The 17,657-nt window shown below is 37.3% G+C and carries 17 protein-coding genes and 1 pseudogene; 12 read left to right on the top strand and 6 right to left on the bottom strand.

All coding sequences use genetic code 11. The features are described 5' to 3' along the window. The first annotated feature begins 935 nt into the window (after nt 1-935). The 4 genes from BA724_RS04510 (at nt 936) to BA724_RS04495 (ending at nt 2,868) form a co-directional block, all read left to right on the top strand. Nucleotides 936-1,502 carry a hypothetical protein gene (locus BA724_RS04510; RefSeq protein ID WP_069937483.1) on the top strand — a complete coding sequence of 189 codons (567 nt, stop codon included), beginning with the start codon at nt 936-938 and terminating at the stop codon, nt 1,500-1,502. Nucleotides 1,503-1,663: 161 nt separating this feature from the next. Then, nucleotides 1,664-1,948, top strand: a complete 285-nt coding sequence (locus tag BA724_RS04505) for a hypothetical protein (RefSeq protein WP_069937482.1) — start codon at nt 1,664-1,666, stop codon at nt 1,946-1,948. Between the two features lie 123 nt (nt 1,949-2,071). Beyond that, nucleotides 2,072-2,407 carry a L,D-transpeptidase gene (locus BA724_RS04500; protein ID WP_069937481.1) on the top strand — a complete coding sequence of 112 codons (336 nt, stop codon included), beginning with the start codon at nt 2,072-2,074 and terminating at the stop codon, nt 2,405-2,407. A 329-nt stretch (nt 2,408-2,736) separates the two neighbouring features. Further along, the gene (locus BA724_RS04495; protein WP_069937480.1) at nt 2,737-2,868 is read left to right on the top strand and encodes a YjcZ family sporulation protein; all 132 of its coding nucleotides are present in this window, start codon (nt 2,737-2,739) and stop codon (nt 2,866-2,868) included. 441 nt (nt 2,869-3,309) lie between these two features. Here BA724_RS04495 and sda read toward each other — a convergent pair whose 3' ends face one another. Continuing rightward, nucleotides 3,310-3,462, bottom strand: coding sequence for a sporulation histidine kinase inhibitor Sda (gene sda / locus BA724_RS17830; RefSeq protein WP_083256061.1), 153 nt, complete (start codon nt 3,460-3,462; stop codon nt 3,310-3,312). 827 nt (nt 3,463-4,289) lie between these two features. Between sda and BA724_RS04485 the strand changes: the two genes are divergently transcribed. The 3 genes from BA724_RS04485 (at nt 4,290) to BA724_RS04475 (ending at nt 6,652) form a co-directional block, all read left to right on the top strand. After that, entirely contained in the window at nt 4,290-4,742 is a 453-nt protein-coding gene (locus BA724_RS04485) for a CBO0543 family protein (protein WP_069937478.1), read from the top strand. Between the two features lie 268 nt (nt 4,743-5,010). After that, nucleotides 5,011-5,379: a YolD-like family protein gene (locus BA724_RS04480; protein WP_069937477.1), complete on the top strand. Its 369-nt coding sequence runs from the start codon at nt 5,011-5,013 to the stop codon at nt 5,377-5,379. Continuing rightward, nucleotides 5,363-6,652: a Y-family DNA polymerase gene (locus tag BA724_RS04475; protein WP_069937476.1), complete on the top strand. Its 1,290-nt coding sequence runs from the start codon at nt 5,363-5,365 to the stop codon at nt 6,650-6,652. Before BA724_RS04480 ends, BA724_RS04475 begins: the two co-directional genes overlap by 17 nt. 222 nt (nt 6,653-6,874) lie before the next feature. Here BA724_RS04475 and BA724_RS04470 read toward each other — a convergent pair whose 3' ends face one another. From BA724_RS04470 to BA724_RS04460, 3 genes and pseudogenes are all read right to left on the bottom strand, one after another. Then, a complete protein-coding gene (locus BA724_RS04470; RefSeq protein WP_069937475.1) occupies nt 6,875-7,432 on the bottom strand; it encodes a MerR family transcriptional regulator in 558 nt (185 codons plus the stop codon). A gap of 372 nt (nt 7,433-7,804) precedes the next feature. Further along, nucleotides 7,805-8,518, bottom strand: a pseudogene (locus BA724_RS18465) (IS3 family transposase); the annotation flags it as partial. A gap of 150 nt (nt 8,519-8,668) precedes the next feature. After that, nucleotides 8,669-9,721: a LacI family DNA-binding transcriptional regulator gene (locus BA724_RS04460; RefSeq protein WP_083256058.1), complete on the bottom strand. Its 1,053-nt coding sequence runs from the start codon at nt 9,719-9,721 to the stop codon at nt 8,669-8,671. Nucleotides 9,722-9,886: 165 nt separating this feature from the next. Here BA724_RS04460 and BA724_RS04455 point away from each other — a divergent pair, with 165 nt between their 5' ends. The 5 genes from BA724_RS04455 to BA724_RS04435 all read left to right on the top strand — a co-directional run bounded on the left by BA724_RS04455 (nt 9,887) and on the right by BA724_RS04435 (nt 15,752). After that, entirely contained in the window at nt 9,887-11,260 is a 1,374-nt protein-coding gene (locus BA724_RS04455) for an ABC transporter substrate-binding protein (protein WP_069937473.1), read from the top strand. 62 nt (nt 11,261-11,322) lie between these two features. After that, nucleotides 11,323-12,270: a carbohydrate ABC transporter permease gene (locus BA724_RS04450; protein ID WP_245676144.1), complete on the top strand. Its 948-nt coding sequence runs from the start codon at nt 11,323-11,325 to the stop codon at nt 12,268-12,270. Beyond that, on the top strand, nt 12,267-13,100 hold the full coding sequence (locus BA724_RS04445) for a carbohydrate ABC transporter permease (protein ID WP_069937472.1): 834 nt from the start codon (nt 12,267-12,269) through the stop codon (nt 13,098-13,100). Before BA724_RS04450 ends, BA724_RS04445 begins: the two co-directional genes overlap by 4 nt. Before the next feature lie 12 nt (nt 13,101-13,112). Further along, nucleotides 13,113-14,555, top strand: coding sequence for a glycoside hydrolase family 32 protein (locus BA724_RS04440; protein WP_069937471.1), 1,443 nt, complete (start codon nt 13,113-13,115; stop codon nt 14,553-14,555). Between the two features lie 594 nt (nt 14,556-15,149). Further along, nucleotides 15,150-15,752 (top strand): recombinase family protein, encoded by a 603-nt coding sequence (locus BA724_RS04435; protein ID WP_069937470.1) that lies wholly within the window; start codon nt 15,150-15,152, stop codon nt 15,750-15,752. Between the two features lie 241 nt (nt 15,753-15,993). Here BA724_RS04435 and BA724_RS04430 read toward each other — a convergent pair whose 3' ends face one another. Both BA724_RS04430 and BA724_RS04425 read right to left on the bottom strand, forming a co-directional pair. After that, complete coding sequence (locus BA724_RS04430) at nt 15,994-16,536, bottom strand: hypothetical protein (protein ID WP_069937469.1); 543 nt, start codon at nt 16,534-16,536, stop codon at nt 15,994-15,996. Further along, entirely contained in the window at nt 16,529-17,341 is an 813-nt protein-coding gene (locus tag BA724_RS04425; protein WP_069937468.1) for an AAA family ATPase, read from the bottom strand. Before BA724_RS04425 ends, BA724_RS04430 begins: the two co-directional genes overlap by 8 nt. Between the last annotated feature and the right edge of the window lie 316 nt (nt 17,342-17,657).

Here is a 17,657-nt window from a genome sequence, read left to right as displayed (position 1 = left end):
TTTTATTGAAAAATCTTGACATCCTATTAGCTGGTTTAGTTGAAAAAACACACCATAAAGCTCACTCCTTAATGCAATATAAATGCTATTATGTTGTATTCTTCAATCAACATGGCATTTTTTTGAAACTTAGGGTTATTATGAACCATAGGAAATGGTACAGTTTAGGTAAGAGGTGAGATAAATGAGTCTTATTTTTTTTATTTTCATTCATATACTAATTGGTTTGGCATTAGTGTACTTTTATCGTAAATTACCAAAAGCTATAACAACATTTACATTTGTTTTTTTTACTATGAGTTTTCTTTATTGGGGAGCCGTTTTAACAAATTCCTTGTTGAATTGATGGGTGCTTGAGTTCAAGAAAATATAAGAAATAATTCAATATAAAGTAAATTATGTTGTAGTCGTTTCAAATGGTATAATTTGGTTCGGTTACGTAGATAGATAACTTTAGTACAAGCTCTTTTTAAAAAAATATATAAAGATCAAATTTAAGAGGATGACAAATGTGAAAAAAAATTTATTAAAAACTACAATAGCTTCATTTGTTATTATATTCATTCTATCTTTGTTTTTGATAGATCGAACAATATTAACAACAGACGCAGCTGGGCTTTCTTCTCCAATGACACTGTCCATTTCCGAGTATTTATCTAAAGTCTTTGGTTATTCGTTAGTGATAACTGCAATTATTGTACTAGGGGTTTACTTAATCAGTTTTATTCAGAAAAAAGGGTGAGAGAAATTAGTTGAATGCAACATAAATGTTATTATGTTGTGTTGGAAAAGCCCCGGCTGGTCAAAGGCAGCGGGGGCTTTTAATATACATTATGGACGAACTGTTGATTAGCTTCGGTTTGTCGCACTAACGAATGGTTTGAGTATGGGGCTGCGTTGAAATAAAAGAAAAATCGTTTTAAAGGAGACAAATAATGTTTGAAATCAAAACCTTTTTAGAAAAGCATTCATATGACATTGCAGATTTAAGTCTTTTTACAAGAGAACGGTATATAGGATTAGAGGAGTCATCCAAGTTTAAGGATTATTTTGCTTATCGAAAATTTAGTCCTGAGTATATCCAAATGGTTGTGACAATCAAGTATCAAAATAAAACAGTTATCGGGATCGACGAACCAGATGGTTTGAGTTTATGGGAACAAACATATTCTACAGCGATCAAGCAATATCTGAAAAACCGTCAGGCTGAAACTATGTATGGTATTGACCCTGTTACATTAAAATGGACTTCATTAGGAAATGGTTCGTTACACTTTATTCTTGTCGGTGAATGGGATGAATACATTTTTGCGGAGGCTGTGCTTCCTGAAAAAGAGTTTTTAGAAGCGATGTTAAATGAAGCAGAACATTTTTGGCAAGTGCTGCTTGAGTACAAAGTGTTTGAGGGAGAAAACAAACGAAAAGACTCTCCAAAGGATTATCCAGCCCAAATGATTAAAGAAATAAAAGAATTGAGAGAAAAAGTAAAACTCCTAAAGTAAGTTGGGAAATTTCTTTACTCAACAGTTTCGGTCCACTGTTGATCAGTAAAACAGAATGCAACATAAATGCAATTTTGTTGCATTTAATGTGCAGTATGGACGTACTGTTGAATAAAATTTCGAAATTTCAACATGATATCATTAAAAAAGGTGATATCTCAATGGATTTCCCCACAATACATACAAATTTCTGGGATGCTGTCATTGCGGTCCCTGTCGTTCTAATCCTGACCCAGTTAATCAAAATATTTTTTAAGCCTTCGAAACCCTTGGTTCCTTTCATTGCATTGATCATAGGTTTACTTATTTCTGTTTTCATCAGCCACCGAGGGCATCTAGTTGCCGGTATTTTCATGGGCTGGTTTTACGGATATACTGCAATCGGTTCTTACGCCTCATTAAAAACAAGCATTGTATCGTATTTAAAGAAAGTTCGCCGTGAATAATTTCAATGTACTGTTCATTAAGCAATTTTGCTTTCTTTTCTCATTAACTGTTCAATCAATTTCTATTAATTAATAAATGCCTGAGTTCCTTCATACAGTAATCAAAAAATGGAGTTGATCTTCATGGCAAGATGGATTGACGTATCAACATCACAACATCAATTAAAACTTTTTGATGGAAACAAACTTATAAAAGCTTATCCAATTGCAGTTGGGAAAATATTGTCACCAACACCTTCTGGGACATACACGATTATCAATAAACAACTTCATCCCGGCGGACCATTTGGAGTGCTTTGGATGGGATTGTCAAAACCTCATTACGGCATACACGGAACAAATAACCCAGCTTCAATTGGTAAGAATGTCTCCCATGGATGTATTAGAATGTTTAATCATGATGTTCTAGAATTATCCTCTAGCGTTCCGATTGGCACTAGGGTTTCTATTCATAATTGACTCTGTTAATCTCCTCCCTCTGTTACATAGTTTGTGTCTACTGTTGACCAGTAAAACGGAATGCAACATAAATATAATTTTGTTGTATGGGGAACGCCCAGATTTTTAGAATCTCGAGCGTTTTTGTTGTTGTTCATACTCAATCTTATTATTTAATTTTGCAAACAAAGTTTATCAATGGCGGCAAGCGCTTAATCCAATACGTTTCTTTGTTCATATCTTATAGGATAGATTCAATTATTATAGATCAATTAAGAGACATTAAAGATATTAGAACTATTGATTTATATAATTGTTTCGCTACCTTTCTGTAAAGGAGATGAGATAAGATGAGTGGTTACCAAGGCGGTTACGGCGGAGATTGCTGCTATGGCGGTGGCGGTTACGGCAGCACCTTTGTGCTGATTGTAGTGTTGTTCATTCTTTTAATCATTGTTGGTGCTTCATTCGTTAAATGCTAATAAAAAAATGGTCTATGCCATATCCTGTATGCTCCCTTTAGGCGCCATTTCAGCAGATCTCCCCCTAGAGTTCCCAGTCGCCTAGAAATGGCGCTCTCATCGCTACGGTTCTCTTTCCACGGCCTTTTTTTGGCGTCCAAGATTCGGGGAATAGAGCGGCCAAGCCGTACATACATTGATTTATCTTCTCCTGACAACTACCAATTTTGCAAGCGTTGCTATCATAACGGGTAGCTGCGCTCTTTCACGTTTCTAATACGAATACATACAATAAGTGTATTATTAATCACTTCATCTCCTCGTATATCTAATTAAGCGGCTGCTACTCCGAGGCTGCTTTTTTTGATTTTAGGGATAGCCGTCCTCGACATTTTTAGTATAAAGCATCCGATATACGACCAAGTGGTAATTTATTGTATTTCATTCAAAAACCCCCGACGTTTAAAACGACAGAGGTTTTTTTGATTTTTCAGAAAGTTTTCTTAATTGGATTTCTTCCTTTAGCATATTGATGAATTCTTTATCCAAATTCAATTTTTGAGCTTGATGATATGCTTGAAGAAGTTCCTTATCCGATAAAACTGACCTTTTCATATTGCATCACTACTCCTCGAGCTGGGCGAAGCGTTATGCCCCATCCTTTTTCTTCGATCTATTTTTTGGAGGTTTATCTGTATCATTTTGATCCCCAATTAAGCCTGTTCCCCAGGCAGCAAGCCACGCTATCATCCCAACTGCAATCAGCATTACAATCGTTACTATTGAAATGTCAAAATTAGTGAAAAAAATTCTCCTCAAAATGAAATTTTTTTCGTAGGTTCCCCTATTTGAAAAATAATATTCGCTTACTAATGCAACATAATAGGTATTATGTTGTATTGAGAACGCCCCCAGATTCTAAAGGTCTAGAATATACGTATTGTTCGAGCATACATTAATCCTACAAGAGTGTATTGCGGCACTTTTGTTCATTTTCTTTTGATACGTACATTCAAAAAAGGCAATTACCTTCTTCGGGGGTAATTGCTTTTTATTGTTTCAAATACCAAACAGTTAAATTTAATTTAACTGACCAAAGGCTAACAGATTAATCATTCTCACTAAGAAAGCATAGAGTGATTAGTACAATGACAATGCTGTTGTACACTTTTCTTATCCCCTGAGTGGTTTACAATTTGTAGCCACTCTTTTTCATGTGTTCCCCATGCAACATAAATGTTATTATGTTGCATGGAAGTAAAACCCTCCTGGCTTTTAAAAGCCAGGAGGGTTGTTTTTCTTAATCTTCTTTCTTTGTTGTAATGCTGTCTGGAAAGGCAAGACGACCGTTTTCATAATGTATATGTACCTTGATAAGTGGATAGTCTACGGATAGTTATTCTGGATTTTTAGATTTGCGATGCAAAAAGGAGATAGGTGAAATGGTTTTTTCAATTGCTTTCTTTGTAATTCCTTGGGTTATTGCTGTATTGCATCTACAATTGAAAGATAAAAAACTTATACCTTTGATCGCTCCTTTTGCTTCTGTTAATGCGTTTTTAGTCAATGGACTAGGAGTGGACTTGGGTTTTTGGCATGTATATCCTTTCACCAAGCCAGAAATCTTATCCACTTTACCATTTAATTTAGGACTCTATCCTGTTTTAGCATGTTATATGATTTATTTCATAAAGAAAAGCAGCAAAAGCCCTTACCTTATTGTGTTCTTTATCGCATTTGTAACAACATTAGTTGAGGCTTTGTTTTTTCTGTTAGGGAAAGTATCATACGGAAATGGATGGAATATCTTTTGGACATTTGTTTCTTATCTTTTCCCATACATGTTTGGCTATTGGTTTTATCGGTATTTAAAAAAGATTAACCTGATCGAATAGAAAGTTCAAATGGATGCAACATAAAACATATTATGTGATATTCGAAAACCAGCCAAAAAACAGGCGCTATTCCTTGTATATAAGGGGGTAGCGCCTGTTTTCATATGATTCCATTCTCTCAATGAAACATATTGAATAACAATGTTTTATTTAATGAAATATATTGCATTTTTAAAAAAAGTTGCATTTACATGCAGGAATATTTGTTCTCATAAGGAATATAATAAGAAGAAGAACATTTGTTCTCTTTGAAAGGAGTGATGTTGGTTTGAGAAAATTGTATCCAGATCGAGGGATGATGAAATGGCAGGGCCTGATCCTTTCTGAGCACGCTGAAATGATGAATACTGAAAAAAACAAGGTTATAAGAAGGGAAATTCTGTTTGATGAACAGCAAAAGGAAGAGTTTAACCGGATGGTCCATCTCTCTATCCACTTGAAAAAAGAGGTCGTCATTGAACTGAATACGTTTGGTGATGATGACCCGCTGAAAGTGAGCGGGGTCGTATCAGAGTTCAGCTGCCTTCCCGGTCAGAAGCCGTATATGAAGATGGCTGGCTTCAGCTCAAGGCTTTGGATTGATGAAATGGTTTCTATTGCGCTTGCTGAAGGTGAAGAATATGGGGACACCGATTGAAGACGATGAGCTGCCACGCCGCGATGTGCTTTGCATTGACGTGAAATCCTTTTTTGCCAGTGTGGAAGCAGTCAGAAGGCGGATTCATCCGCTTTATGCCTACATTATTGTCATCGCAAACAGGGAGCGGCCTGGGTCGGTTGTGCTGGCCGCTTCCCCCCGCGTGAAAAAAGAATTTGGCATCAAAACAGGATCCCGGAACTTTGAAATCCCCAATGATCCGCGGCTGACAGTCGTTGAACCCTCTATGGCGCTGTACCTTAAGGTGAACCAGATGGTCATGAATATCTTCCGCCGCTTTGTGGCAGATGAGGACCTGCACATCTACTCGATCGATGAAGCATTTTTGGATGTGACCGCTTCCGGCCGGCTTTTTGGGGATAAGCACACCATCGCCAAAATGATTCAGCATACGATCTGGCGCGAGCTTCGGCTGGTAGTGACGATTGGCATCGGAGACAACCCCCTTCTTGCCAAGCTGGCGCTTGATAATGAAGGGAAAAATGCGCGGGACGGTATTGCCTGCTGGACCTATGAGGATGTGCCGGAAAAGGTCTGGTCGATCCACCCGATAACAGATATGTGGGGCATTTCATCCGGCTATGCCAGATCGCTTTGCAACATTGGAATTGAATCAGTGAAGGATCTCGCGCATGCGGACAAATGGAAGCTGAAGAAGAAATATGGCATCGTTGGGTTGCAGATGTACTATCATGCGTGGGGAATCGATTATAGCGTTCTTTCTGATAAAGCGGGGCCCCGTGAAAAGTCTTATTCAAAAGGGCAGATCTTAATGAGGGATTACTACCATGAAGATGAAATTATCATCGTCATCAAGGAAATGACCGAAGATGTAGCGAGCCGGCTGCGCCGGCATGGTGTCGCTGCATCCGGAATTGCACTTGGCATATCCTATACTCGCGATATTGAAGACCACGGATTCAGGCACCAGGTCCTGCTGCCTCGGAGTACCAATGCAACAGCAGAACTCGCAGGCCATTTCATACGTCTTTTTAAAAAGTACTGGATGCAGCAGCCGGTGAGACAGATCCACGTTGTGTGCAGCAAGCTTCAGCCCGCAGGACACGAGCAAATGGATCTTTTCACCCCGCCGGAGCTGGATGAGCGCCGGCACATTCTCGATGAAACCATTGATGAGATACGTGACCGGTTCGGCAAAGATGCCATTTTCCGAGCGTATAGTTTAATGAAAGGCGGAACCTACCTGCAGCGGGCCGGGCATGTAGGCGGGCACAAAGGGAATTCAAATTAATTTCTCACTCTTGGAGCTGCAGGAGTGAGAAATGGCGTATGAAATGTAATCATGCACGGTGGCTTACGTCTATTTTGTACATGAATTGAGTTCCCTAAAATGGATTGTTTACGCTCATTCAGCAAACTTGTGCGGCTTCTTTCCAACAGGTATGCACACAGGTTCAGAACCTGTGTGCATAGCTTATTTAAACGTCGACTACAATTCTAGGCGGTCCTATTCCTATGACTTGTCGCTCCCAAACCAGTTGAAAAACCGTTTCTTTTTCACTTCAGCTTTCTTGGCTTCCTGCGAGGCTTTCAGCGATTCCAGCAATAATTGATCCCGCTTATTGAGTGATTCTTTGATGTAATGCTGCTGCTCATCTAATTTCATCACTAATGCCTGATTAAACTGCTCCTGCCGTTCCAGCCGCTCCAAAATGGTATCTAAATCCTTCCGCATATCATCCGATAAACGTTCTTCCATTGCCTCCGGTTCAACTTTCGCCTCTCCCGTTGCAAAGTAATATTCGATCTGCTTGATGGAATAGTTCTGATCCCTGCTTAATTGGCGGATCAGCATGAGCCTTTCCAATGCTGGCTTATCAAAGTAGTGGTACCCATTTTCTCCTTGAACAGCAGGGATGTATGGCTTCAATTCCCTCAGCCAATTGCGGACAACACCAGGACTTTCATTTACATACTTAGCCGCTTCTTTCACCGTTAAGCGCATTTCCTCAAGGTTTTCACTTAGGTTTTCAGCACGTTGATCTTGCGTTTGATTTGCGATTTTAATCATCCTTTCAAGATAAGTTTCAACGTATGTTCCTGACAAAAAGCTTAATATGACGCTATTCTGAAGGTGTGTGGCAGGTTTCGATCAGGTTTCCAAGTATGTTGTTCACTTATGTTTTAAGTTCGGTGAATAGCAACAAATGTCCTTTGACTAAATTTGTCGTCTATTTATGAGTTTTAACCATCACAAGTGTTAATGCAGAAGAACAGCCACTGTATTAAGTGCCTTTCTTTCTAACAACGTTGTGTATTAGTACACTTTTACGCGAAATTCATTTTAAATGTCAAACACTTTACTGACAGGCTAATAAAGTCCAAAAAATGAAGCAGCTAATTTTTATGTAGCTGCTTCATTTTTTGGATTGTCAACACTAAATCAAACAACTTTCTTAAAGGAAGATCGTTTGTATTCGATTGGGCTTACGTAACCCAGTGTTCCATGAATTCGCAGCTTGTTAAACCAGTTGACATAGTCACTGAATTCAAGCATAAGGTGCTCTAGACTCTCAAACTTCATCTGGCTGATAAACTCTGTTTTGATGATTTCAAATGCGGCTTCCACCGCGGCGTTATCATATGGACAGCCCTTCATGCTTAAAGAGCGGCCAATCTGGAAGGCCGCTAACGTTTCATCAATGAGTTGATTTTTAAACTCGCTGCCACGGTCAGTATAAAATAGCTGGAGATCCCGCAGATAACCTTGAATAGAGAAAAAAGCTCGTGCAACAAGATTCGCATCTTTGTTAGGTCCTGTGCTAAAGCCAATAATTTCGCGGTTAAAGAGATCGACAAATATACATATGTAATGCCATTGATTTTTGACTTTGACGTATGTTAAATCACTGACGACTACTTTTTTCGCTTCTGTCTGCTAAAACTCGCGTTTCAATTCATTTGCCTGAGCTGACTTATTACAAGGAGCTTTCTGTAGCCTGCACTGTGCCACTGTATAGGAAGAAACAAGCCCTTGTTCCTTCATGATGCGTCCAATTCGCCATCTAGAAACCGCAAATCCACGTTTATGCAATTCGACTTTGATCTTGCGGGTGCCGTAGGCACTTCGGCTTTGTTGGAAAATCTCTATGGACAGCGCCTGTCACGTCGTCTTCTAACCGGCATTTTCTCTTTGCCATAGTTAAAGCTCCTCATCTGTTTTAGGTCAAGTATACGTGACCTTAATTTTTGTCCAGATAAGTGTAGACGCTCCAGTTTTTCAGGGTGATCAAATGAGCGCCCTGGTCTACTTTTGGGTTAAAAATACATTCAAGTAACTATTGCGTTCGATCAGTGTTGGCTTTAGCTTAATTTGAATAGGTTCAGGATGTACCTCGTTTTCCAAACGGTCCATCAGTAGATCAAATGTCGTTTTCACCATTTCATCAATTGGTTGATGAATACTGGATATGCCCATGATTTTCGCTAAATACGTATCATCAAATCCAACAACGATGATATCGTCCGGAACATTTATCCCCCGCTCTGAGGCTGCTTTAATAAATTCGAGTGCTATGATATCATTTGCAGCAAATACGCATGTAAAATCAATGTTATTTCCAACTTTATTTAAATAATTTTCAATGTCTCGTCGCATTAAAAAGTTGTTTACGGACGATTCTTCCAATGGAATAAACTGATTTTCATCAAAATGAAAACCGTTTTCGATAATGGCACTTTTAAATCCGTAAAATTTATCATCCGATGGTTTGGTTCCAATAAATGCAAACGATTTGTGACCTAAATGAATAAATTTCTCCGCTACCATTTTTCCTGCAAATACGTGGTCAAGCCCTACACTATCAAGATGTTTTCGATTTTGTGTCATTACTACTGAAGGGATTGAGAGTTTACTAATTCGCTCTATGTTGTATTCCCCTGTCGGGATAATGATCATTCCATCGACTTGACGAGCGATAAAATTTTGAACATTCTCCCATTCAAGAATAGGGTTGCGATTGCTATTATGCAAAAGAATGCTGAAACCATTTTTGCGTGCGACACCTTCTAAATGATCAATCAATTCAACAAAATATGGATTGTAGGTTTCTGTAATGGAAACGCCAATAGTATTCGAACGACTTCGCTTTAATGTTTGCGCGGCTTTATTTGGGATAAATCCGACCTCTTCAATCACTTTAAGCACGCGTTTTGCAGCCTCTTCGTTAACAGTTTTATTTCCATTAATGACACGCGAGACCGTCGGTTGGGAAACTTTAGCAAGTTCCGCAATTTCTTTCATCGTAATTTTCATCATAGTCTCCCTTTCTATACGGAATACGCATTCACTTGAAATCATAACATTATTCTCCGGATTTTTAGTAGTGAAAACATCATATAATTTTTCGATATAAATGTAAACGCTTTAAAAATAGATTGACAATAATTTCCCTCGTCATGTAAGATTAATACCAGGAATCGTGAATACGTTTTCTTAAAATATTCTTAAGGGGGTTATGAAAGTATGAAAAAAATTTTTTTATTAATTGCTACATCCCTTCTTGCTCTTACGCTTTCGGCTTGTGGCGAAGAAAAAGCAAATGAAGAAATCGTAGTCTGGACACAAGCTTCAGCTGACCATCCAGAAGGGAAAATGTTTGCTGAGAGAGTGAAATCTTACAATGAAGCAAACCCGGACAAACCTCAAGTTAAAATTGAAAATATCACACGTGCTGGTGCAGGTTCAGGCTATATAGATAAGCTAAACGCTGCTATTACAGCAAATGATTTGCCAGACATTTTCACATTAGATGGTCCAGACATTGGAGCGTATGTAGATGCGGGAGTTCTTGGTGAATTAGACGGTTATTTAACTGAAGGATTTAAAGAAGGTTTTACAGAGGCGATCATTGACCAAGGAACGGTTGATGGAAAGTTTTATGGAATGGGATACTCAGATTCAGGTGTAGCAGTTATGTATAACGAAGATATGATTAATGCTTTACCAGAAGATGTGAAAGCATTAGTTCCAGCGGTTGATGAAGATTGGACATGGGATCAATTCGTCGAGTTATCTAGAAAAATTGATGAGTTTGCTAAAACAACAAATGATCCGGCCTTTGAAAATTATGAAGTGGCTACAAGTTTATTATTGACAGATATTACAGCAGGTGCTTATGAATTAGGAACGTATTATTTCACACCACTTCTTTGGGGCAATGACGCAAACATTGTAGGAGAAGATGGTGTAACGGTAGATGGTGTGTTAAACAGTGAGAAGAGCGTGGAAGCATTAACAAAATATGCGCAGTTATTTGAAGAGCCGGCACTTGCAAGTGCAACAGAGTCGGAAAAAACGTTCCATACAGGAAAATCCGCTTTATCTGTAAGCGGTTTCTGGTATGTGAGTGAACTTATTAATAATTACCCAGACTTAAAGTTTAAATCGCTTCGTTATCCAAAAATGAGCGAAAATTATGATGGATTATACACACCATCCGGAAGCTGGGCGTTTGTTCGTAACGGCCAAATTGAAGACGAAGAGCGTGTACAACAAATTGCAGAAGTGATGGAATGGTTAACAAACGATGAAGCATCAGAACAGTATTACCAGATGAATGGATCTGTTCCGACAAGAATTAATTCAGTTGATGTAATTGATACAAATACGGACAACCCATATCACAATGATGCGTGGACAGTATTAAAATATCAAGTTGAAGAAACAAACAAATCTCGCCCTGTTTCACCTGGATATCCATATTTATCAGAAACATTTGCAAAAGATGTTATTTTAAAAATTGCTCAAAACAAGGCAACGGATCCTGAGACGATTAAGCAATATTTAGATGATGCGGCGAAGAAAATTGAATTAGAGTTTGAAAAGTATAAAAAATAATTTAAAAGATTAAGAGGTGGGGTGTTGACCTTACCTCTTAATTGCCAAATAAAGGATGTGAAATGATGAAAAATATAAATTTAGGCCGCTTTGTCCAAGTGAGAAACTTAACGGAGCACTATCGGAAAAGCGAGCATTACAAAAAAGGTGAAGTTGCATCAGCGTATGGATTTTTAATGCCGGCTATGGTGCTTGCTGTCCTTTTTATTGTTCTTCCGATTGTTTTAGCGTTTACGTACGGATTTACGGATTATTATTTATTAAAACCAGATGAAAAACAATTTAACGGTCTTGAAAACTTTAAACAAATGCTGACAGATGAAGTGTTAATTCAAAGCTTTTATAACACAATCAAATTCGCGGTTCTAGTTGTTCCTTTACAGCTATCAATGGCACTTGGTTTAGCACTTATCGCCAATAAAAAAATAAAAGGGATCGGCTTTTTCCGTACTGCTTATTTTTCACCGGCGGTTTTATCATTAGTTGTTATCTCAATCCTTTGGACGGTTATGTTAAACCCAACATCCGGACTAATCAATGAAATCCTGATGAATCTCGGTCTTTCAAAGCAGCCGTTTCTTTCAAGTCCAACACAAGCGATGTACACAATTGTTGTCATCTCCGCATGGTCAGGATGCGGCTATCAAATGATGATTTTCTTAGCCGGATTACAAAACATTGATTCTAGTTTATATGAAGCGGCAGACATTGACGGTGCGAATACATTCCAAAAGTTTTTATTTATTACGATTCCTTTGTTAAAGCCAATCTTAATGTTTTTAGTGATCACAACAACAATTCAAGCATTCAAACTGATTGTCCAGCCGATGGTCATGACAGGCGGAGGTCCTGATTATTCAACGATGACAGTTCTGCAATATATTTATGAATATGGCTTCCGTCACCGCAATATTGGCTATGCAAGTGCGATTACGCTGTTATTTACAGTGTGCTTAATTGTCTTATCTATTGGGATTAAAAAGCTATTTAGAGAGGAGAAAGCAGCATGAAGATTGTAAAGAAAATATCCTTTTACTTACTAGCTTTCATCGTAGCTCTACAGTTTCTTGTACCTCTTGCTTGGATGATTCTTTCTTCTTTTAAAACAGATGAGGTTATTTATAAAGATATCGGGACGATTTTTGCGATTATTCCAAGATTTGAAGACTTATCGTTTAAGTCATATACAGAATTACTAAGTTTTTATAATATTTTTGATAATATCTTAAATAGCTTAATTTACGCGTCTGTTACAGTTATTGTAGGGTTAACGATCAACTCGTTAGCAGGCTATGCCCTTGCAAGATTTAAGTTTCCATTTAAAGATTGGATCCTCATTTTTGTCATTGCATTAATGATCGTTCCAATTGAAGCGACAATCCTTCCTTTGTTTTTAGTTGTAAATGAAATGGGACTAATTAATACAGTTCCAGGTTATCTTCTACCATTTATCGTAAATGTTATGAACATCTTTTTATTCAGACAACACTTTCTATCATTTCCTGGTGAGTTAATTGAAGCAGGGAAAATGGATGGGTTGAGTGAAGTTGGCTGCTTCTTTCGAATCGTTATGCCATCAAGTTTAAATATGTATATTACAGTTGGTATTTTAACATTTTTAGCTTCTTGGAATGATTTCTTATGGCCGGTTATGGCCCTGTCTAATGCAGAATTAATGCCAGTTCAAGTAGCCTTAAATGCTGTTTTCAGTGATACGTATAATATTTTCACAAGTCATATTATGGCTGCATTAACGATTGTCACAATTCCGATTGTGATCTTATATATTATCTTTCAAAAATACATTGTCAGTGGCTCAGTGCAAAGCGGAATTAAATAAGAGAGGTGCATTATGAATCGATTACAAAAAGCAAACGAATATATTCAAAACAACAAAATGAAAACAACGAATCGCCCTTATTTTCACTTTTCGCCTGAAATTGGCTGGATGAATGATCCCAATGGCTTTTCTTTTCACAAAGGAAAGTATCATCTTTTTTATCAATACTACCCATACGATATAGTCTGGAACGATATGCATTGGGGGCATGCGTCAACAGAAGATTTTATTACGTGGGAGTACCTTCCTGTTGCATTAGCAAACGACAAAGCCTATGACGCTAACGGATGTTTTTCTGGAAGCGCGATTGAAAAAGACGGAAAGCTTTATCTTATGTACACAGCTCATATTGACCCGAATCTGGGATTTGACAAAGATGAATCCCAAATCTTTGAGCGCCAGGCTATCGCCGTTTCAGAAGACGGGGTAAATTTTAAAAAATATGAATTGAATCCTGTTATTGGAGAAAAGCAATTACCAGATGGATATCTAATTTGTGATTTCCGTGATCCAAAAGTAATGGAAGTAGATGGTGTGTACTACTGCGTCTTATCGGTTCGAAACAAAGAAAGACGCGGAGAAATTATTATGTTTAAGTCAAATGACCTGTTAGAATGGCACTTCCATTCCTCTATTTATCAATCAAAGTTTGAAGAAAACACATTGCTAGAATGCCCAGATTTATTTAGTATTAATGGGAGAGACGTCCTTCTATTTTCAGAGATGCCATGTGACCCTATATATCAGCAAGAGAAGCAAAATACAACATCTTACGTCATTGGTAAAATGGATTTTGAACAGGGCGTATTTACAGCGGAACATAAAGGTCTTCTAGATCATGGTCAAACTTTTTACGCGCCTCAATCAACAGAAGGGAAAAATAGTGAGCGATTACTGATTGGTTGGATGCATCGTTGGCACCAAACCATGCCACCAAAAGAATACGGGTTTAATGGCATGATGAGCATTCCGAGAGAATTACTCATCAAAAACAACCAACTAATTCAATCTGCATTTATTGATCATGAAGCTCATTTTACAGCAATGTTTTCACGCGACGCTATTAAGCTACAAAATGAAACAGTTGAGATTAGTGGAGAAGGAATCGGCTATTTAACACTCTCTGTACCAAGAGGAAGTAACACTTTTACTGTTGAGCTGAATAAAGATGATGAAAAATCAACGAAAATCACCGTTGATGCCCAAAACAACAGCATCTCGTATAATTCTGACTATGGCAATCAAGGACTAATCACTATTCATGATGCTTTCAAGAGTGACATTAACAAAATTGAACTTTACATCGACCTTCACTCGATAGAACTCTTCATCAATGGTGGAGAGAAAGTAGCAACATTCACAGCCTATTACCAGAACAAAGGGAAAAACATCTCTCTTTCAAGCAATGATAACATTGAACTAAAAAACGTTCGCTTTAAAGCATTTCGTGGGTGAAGCTCTTAAAAAAGGCTTGGTCAAAAAAGTACTCCGTAATCGTTAATTGTGATCTGAATTCAAAAATAGGCAGCTTTCAAGAAATTTAAAGGCTGTTTTTTTATTGTTCGGATTGTCTCAAAAACGATCGTTTTTGAGATGTTTTTATGAACAGCTTCTTTTAGCCAAAACCCTATTATTTTTCTGTCTCAGAACATTGCTCAAAACCTATGTCTCATTAGTCATTTATTATATACAGAAACTCGTCCTTTTCTGAGCATGATCATTCTGGTTCAAAAAGGCGGGTTTTTATTGTCTTTTCTGTAATAAAACCCTGTTCACTATTCTATGTTCATTAACCAGATCATTTTTATCTTACATTATTATGAAGTGATCAAATAAATAGAGAAACAAAAATAAACAGTTAAACAATAAGGTTAAGCTCCGTTCGTAAAAGTACACTTTTACGAACGGGGTTTTTTTATGTGAAAAATACCGGTTTTAACGTTCGTTTAAGTATGAAATTAATTTACGAACGTCCGCTGATTTTTCATCACTTTTACGAACGCTTTTGTTATAATAAAAGAACAAGTGATCTATAAAAGGGGAAAGATGATGGACATTCGCAAATTTGGATACATACGGGTCAGTAGTAAAGATCAAAATGAAAGTCGGCAGCTTGAAGCAATGAAAAAATTGGGACTTGATGAACGAGACATCTTCATGGATAAACAAAGTGGAAAAGATTTCGAAAGAGCACAGTATCAGTTGCTTAAACGCATTATTCGAAAAAGTGATGTGCTTTATATTCATTCACTTGATCGTTTTGGAAGGAACAAAGAAGAGATCTTGCACGAGTGGAATGACATTACGAAGAACATCCAAGCAGATATTGTCGTGTTAGATATGCCGTTGTTAGATACGACTCAATACAAGGACAGTTTAGGGACATTTATTGCGGATCTTGTTTTGCAGATTCTTTCCTGGATGGCCGAAGAAGAAAGAGAACGAATCAAAAAAAGGCAGCGCGAAGGAATTGATGTGGCTTTACAAATGGGGGTTACGTTTGGAAGACCCAAGGCTCATATTACAGATGAATTTATCCAATCCTATAAGAGATGGAGATCAGGGGAATTAACTGCAGTGAAAGCGATGCAAGAGATTGGTATGAGAAAGACGACTTTTTATAAAATGGTTAAAGAGTATGAAAATAGGTAAGCGCATATATAATAGAAGAAACTGATCTGAAAAATTGTTGAACGAAAATTTCTCTTAAAGTCAACAATCCATCGAAAATCGTGAAAAAATAAAAAAGAAAACGGATCTCTACTAAAAAACAGCCAAGCAACTGCTTGGCTGTAAAAGCTATTTCTATTTTACTAAGTTTCTGACCGACTTAATTGTTAATTCAAAATCTAAACAAAGGTATACTTGTTTTTTCATTAAAACTTCTCTATATTTATTTCTCTTCTTGAACAAACTCGCTCATAAAGTGAAACTGTTTTTGCTGCCGTTCTGTTAGACAGTTCTCCACATAGTTCTCAACCAGCTCATTAAGAATTGCGTAAGTTTTATTCTCATCCATAAATTTACCGAGCATGTTTATCTGAGTATGAAGAAGGGCTGGGACTTTTATTGTTTTGATAGAATTGTTCTTTCCAACTACCGCCTTACGTTTCCCTTTTTCCCTTGGAGGTTCAACTGATGCGGGTACTTTCTCAAAATGTTTCTTCTGCTGGCTATTCAATTCACCTTTTTGCTCTTCAACCTTAGGATTGATATTCTTTATTGAATTTTCCCTAACGGTTTCTTTCTCTCTGTCCTCAGTCTTAATTTCTGTTTCTCTAACTGCACTGCTTGGTTTTTTTTCTTCATCAACCGATCCTTGTTTATTGGCATTATATTTAAAAGGATCTTTATCGTTAAATTTTACCGGCTGTGCTCGTAAACTATCTACTCTTTTTAGATTTAACAATTGACCTTTTACATTTTTATCACTCACCGTTAACTTCACCGCCTTCAAAATGCTCTATTTTATCAAGCATTTCTTGAACAACCTCGATAAAAATTTGGTGCGCTCTATTATCATGATGATCTTTGTATGTAATACCTGTAATATCCCATGCCTTTAATCTTTCCAAATGTTTTATATAGTTTTCAAATACATTATCTTCTCCAAACAATTCCTTTGCTCTTTCGACAGTTGCATGATCAACACGGCCTCCTGGGCGTAGCAAAACAGGGAGTACGCCTGCGACTTGAATATAAGCATTGTACTCATCTATCATAAATTGGAGGTAAGAAATGTATGTTTCAGCGCCTTCCAGGGAAAGCTCCTGAGCTTGAAGTATGATTAATACATAATCAGCAGCCATCATGGCATTGTCGGAGTAATCGCTGATTGTAGGTGGTACATCAATAAAGATATAGTCATAGTTTTTTTTCAATGGCTCTAACAATGTTTTTAAATAGGACACTTGGTCAATATCATCTGAAAATTTACCATATAAAAATTTAGGCAGGTTTTTAAATGAAACTGCTGCAGGAATAAGATCAAGATTCTCTTTTACATTTAAAACTGACTTCGATAAATCGCTGTTTTCAAAACTTTCAAATATAGAAGATTCTATTTCTGTAATCCCAGCTGATCTTGCAATAAGAGTAGTGGCATTTGCCTGTGGATCCATATCAATTAAAAGCACCTTTTTGTTCATTTCATGAGCTAGTTCCCAAGATGCCATGACTGCCACTTTTGTTTTTCCAACTCCACCTTTAAAATTACCGACTACGATTGTTTTTGCTGACATTTTATCTCTCCTCCAACAAATGTTATTCACAAAAGTATACCTAACACTTTTCTACTTATGTTTATATTATCACAGGTAGAAATTTGCGAGAAGTACTTTTGGGTTTTTTGTCTGAATAGGATGAATGTTTTTTATTCATGATTAAATTTGTAATGAAAATGTAATATTTCATCATTATTTGAGTAATTACTTCACATAAGTAGAAATTTCTACTTTTCCACCTGTGCGAGAATGACTCACTTCCTCACATAAGTAGAAATTTCTACTTTTCCACCTGTGCGAGAATGACTGGCTTCCTCGCATAAGTAGAAATTTC

Origin of the sequence: Domibacillus iocasae, assembly GCF_001750285.1 — a bacterium.
Classification (GTDB): domain Bacteria; phylum Bacillota; class Bacilli; order Bacillales; family Domibacillaceae; genus Domibacillus; species Domibacillus iocasae.
The sequence above is the reverse complement of the archived record's forward strand: the minus strand, read 5'-3'. Positions and strand labels throughout refer to the sequence as shown.

What these genes read in the sequence shown, in the direction of transcription:
- BA724_RS04510 (WP_069937483.1), top strand. Translation starts at nt 936, where the DNA reads ATGTTTGAAATCAAAACCTTTTTAGAAAAGCATTCATATGACATTGCA.
- BA724_RS04505 (WP_069937482.1), top strand. Translation starts at nt 1,664, where the DNA reads ATGGATTTCCCCACAATACATACAAATTTCTGGGATGCTGTCATTGCG.
- BA724_RS04500 (WP_069937481.1), top strand. Translation starts at nt 2,072, where the DNA reads ATGGCAAGATGGATTGACGTATCAACATCACAACATCAATTAAAACTT.
- BA724_RS04495 (WP_069937480.1), top strand. Translation starts at nt 2,737, where the DNA reads ATGAGTGGTTACCAAGGCGGTTACGGCGGAGATTGCTGCTATGGCGGT.
- sda (WP_083256061.1), bottom strand. Translation starts at nt 3,462, where the DNA reads ATGAAAAGGTCAGTTTTATCGGATAAGGAACTTCTTCAAGCATATCAT.
- BA724_RS04485 (WP_069937478.1), top strand. Translation starts at nt 4,290, where the DNA reads ATGGTTTTTTCAATTGCTTTCTTTGTAATTCCTTGGGTTATTGCTGTA.
- BA724_RS04475 (WP_069937476.1), top strand. Translation starts at nt 5,363, where the DNA reads ATGGGGACACCGATTGAAGACGATGAGCTGCCACGCCGCGATGTGCTT.
- BA724_RS04470 (WP_069937475.1), bottom strand. Translation starts at nt 7,432, where the DNA reads ATGATTAAAATCGCAAATCAAACGCAAGATCAACGTGCTGAAAACCTA.
- BA724_RS04460 (WP_083256058.1), bottom strand. Translation starts at nt 9,721, where the DNA reads ATGATTTCAAGTGAATGCGTATTCCGTATAGAAAGGGAGACTATGATG.
- BA724_RS04455 (WP_069937473.1), top strand. Translation starts at nt 9,887, where the DNA reads ATGAAAAAAATTTTTTTATTAATTGCTACATCCCTTCTTGCTCTTACG.
- BA724_RS04450 (WP_245676144.1), top strand. Translation starts at nt 11,323, where the DNA reads ATGATGAAAAATATAAATTTAGGCCGCTTTGTCCAAGTGAGAAACTTA.
- BA724_RS04445 (WP_069937472.1), top strand. Translation starts at nt 12,267, where the DNA reads ATGAAGATTGTAAAGAAAATATCCTTTTACTTACTAGCTTTCATCGTA.
- BA724_RS04440 (WP_069937471.1), top strand. Translation starts at nt 13,113, where the DNA reads ATGAATCGATTACAAAAAGCAAACGAATATATTCAAAACAACAAAATG.
- BA724_RS04435 (WP_069937470.1), top strand. Translation starts at nt 15,150, where the DNA reads ATGGACATTCGCAAATTTGGATACATACGGGTCAGTAGTAAAGATCAA.
- BA724_RS04425 (WP_069937468.1), bottom strand. Translation starts at nt 17,341, where the DNA reads ATGTCAGCAAAAACAATCGTAGTCGGTAATTTTAAAGGTGGAGTTGGA.